General features: G+C 37.0%; 3 protein-coding genes. All 3 read right to left on the bottom strand.

From position 1 onward, the window contains the following. Positions 1 to 176: 176 nt before the first annotated feature. A complete protein-coding gene (locus ABYD77_RS18675; RefSeq protein ID WP_372771601.1) occupies positions 177 to 1,085 on the bottom strand; it encodes a M14 family metallocarboxypeptidase in 909 nt (302 codons plus the stop codon). An 89-nt stretch (positions 1,086 to 1,174) separates the two neighbouring features. Continuing rightward, positions 1,175 to 2,230 (bottom strand): hypothetical protein, encoded by a 1,056-nt coding sequence (locus ABYD77_RS18670; protein ID WP_372771600.1) that lies wholly within the window; start codon positions 2,228 to 2,230, stop codon positions 1,175 to 1,177. A 174-nt stretch (positions 2,231 to 2,404) separates the two neighbouring features. After that, positions 2,405 to 2,701 (bottom strand): helix-turn-helix domain-containing protein (locus tag ABYD77_RS18665; RefSeq protein WP_372771599.1); only part of this gene is annotated, 297 nt, incomplete at its 5' end.

Raw genomic sequence — 2,701 nt, 5'->3', positions numbered from 1 at the left:
CTGTGCTACAGGCACTTATTACTGAAACAACGCTAAACAAACACGCATTTTTAATCAAATTCATTTTATATTCCTTACAGCTTTTCAATAACCGCACCTAGTGTTTCGATGCGCTCACTCATCCCGTGTTATTTATCTGTGTAATTTGGGTAATAAGTGGCCACCTCAGCCCTCAGCTATAAAGATTGAAGGTAATTCAAACCGCCACAAATTGCGGCAACTTGTGCATCAATACAATTTTGCTCATCAGATTTTGGGCTATCAGGATACACTTCTGTAGTTGTGACAAATTTCGCATCGGTAATACCAGCGCACAGCGATAATCCTTTGCAGTCATAATTGCAAACACCAAACTGTTCGATAGCCACCCCAATCAATTCGCCATTTTCGTCTGCTGGGGCAATATGCGTCACTTTTTCAACTGATTTTATAATGGCTGTTTGAAAAGCTGCCTCAGGTCGTTTTGAATCACCGACAAGGTAAAAACCATCCGGAATATTCCAGTTACTATGTTCAACACCATCTCGCGCAGCAAGTGCTGGACGAAACTCCGAATTATCTGTATCAGTTGTTTCATGTAAATCAATGTGCATTAAGAAATCACAATTCAATTTGGTTAGATAATCTAATACCGCTTGTGATTCTGGTGCTGGTGAATTCTTAAAAAATGAACGATTTGGGTCAACAGCATACACATTCCAACGGTTAATCGTTTCAAAACCCCAAGGACTAATACAAGGCAAAATAACGAAATTAAATTCATCTAGGTACGCTTTTGCTTTATCTTTCGCAAACGTTAGCGCCCCCATAACTCCGCTTGTTTCATAACCGTGAACACCACCAGTAATTAGAACAACTGGTTTATTCTGCTGCCAAAACTTAGAGCGTAAAGCAAATAACACTAAATTGTCACCATAAGGCAGCTCACCATATTGCTCAATCTGAAAATCAGCTTCTAACGCATTAATCTGAGAAACAACTAATTGATGATAATCACGTTTTTTGTTTTGAAGATTTAACCACTGTGATTTTTCGCTTTCATTCCACTTTTGACCAGGAATGCCTATTGGATAATATGAATTCAAACTACACCTACTCTAAAAAAGTACAGAGAACGTATCATAACAACTGATTGAATAAATGACATAAAAAAAGCGGCTGTAGCCGCTTCTTTTTAAAGTAACCCAATATTGGGGGTTGCACGATACATATCTTTTTTCAAAGATATCATCAACGCATTGAGTTGTTCGTTTGGTTTGAGCGCTACTTTTTGCACTTTTTCACTGTAATTGTACCGCTCTTTCAATTCTTTTGTTACAGCAGCAAGATTATTACGCGCAATGCGTGACTTTGCTGCAAAGTTAGAAAATTCATCCGGCTCAATTGTGTAGCCTTCATAGGCTTTTAGCAACCTATGACAGTCTTTGGCAATTTCATATTCACGAATTTTTTCATCAAGAACCATACAGGTGTTATTCACCAACTCATAACGCCACAGGTTTTTTTGCTGCCATGCATACATATCTGGCTTGAGCATTTGTCTAGCCTTTTCAGCTCTAACCCCGGCTAAAATACGGTCTGCATCCTGTTCAATTTGTTTTTTATCAGCGTAAAACACTTCTTTATCTGTTTCACTTGCCTGCACCAAGATATAAACAATCTCTTGCAATTCTTGATATTGACGTGAAATTGCTTTATCGAGCCATTTTCTTAATTCGGGATTGTTATTGCCCTTTTTTACGTTATTTCCTTCATTAACTGCATGTAATACTTGTGCATTGTATTTTACCTGTTGGATAACAGAGTAGATATCCCATGTATCGGCTGAAGTACTGTAAATAAAATCGGCTGCTTTTTCAGTTTTAAAATAAGGTTCTAAACGGCGGTATAATCCTGTTACATCTTCTAATTTTTTCGCACTCACAACAGCTTGATAGTCAGCTTCATCGGTGTAATAAGCACTTCGCGCTAAAAAGCCACTGTGATATGACGAAAAGCGATCTTTTTCGGTTTTACTTTGTTCTAGTAAGTTATAACTCGTACTAATTTGTTGATAAAGCGTTTTGTGTTTTTCAGAGCGATCTTTGGTTAATTGAATAGTAAGCAATTTTTCATGTAAATTTTTATTTTCAAGATTGCGTTTAACAAACTCAATATTATCTAAACTGTCCGGATCACCGCATCCAGCTAAAGACAGCACGACTACTGCCATCATTGTAAATTGTTTCATACCACCAACCTTAAAAATATAACTCTCGTTACTACGATACAAAAAATTAACAATTATTACAGTTTAATTCAATAAAATTTATACTTAATACGAAAGAGGCTTTATTAGTGCTTGACTGAGAAGAGGCAAAGCTGACTGAAATTATTTTTCAATCAGCCAAGAAGAAAGGGGCTCTTATTGGTTTGTTGTTAAGTTATATTTTTTCATTTTTTCTACAAGTGTGGTTCGACGGACGCCTAACACCTCAGCAGCTCTCGCTACCACATTATCATTACGCTCTAGCGCTTGTTCAATTAAACAAATTTCAAGTTCAGCTAAGTAACTTTTAAGTTCAATACCTTCTACAGGTAAAACAGCGGGTTTGTTTGAGTCGAAGATATGCTCAGCAGCATCAATTTCATCATCTGCAAATTCTGCAAACCCTTCACTGAAAATATCGTTTAGTGCTTGACGTTCCAGAATCTCTTCAGG

It is taken from the genome of Pseudoalteromonas sp., from assembly GCF_041629635.1.
Taxonomy (GTDB): Bacteria; Pseudomonadota; Gammaproteobacteria; order Enterobacterales; family Alteromonadaceae; genus Pseudoalteromonas.
Note: the sequence above shows the minus strand (reverse complement) of the source record. Positions and strands in the feature narration are given on the sequence as shown.

Excerpts from the sequence above, each read along its gene's own strand:
- ABYD77_RS18670 (WP_372771600.1), bottom strand. The coding sequence starts at position 2,230 with ATGAAACAATTTACAATGATGGCAGTAGTCGTGCTGTCTTTAGCTGGA.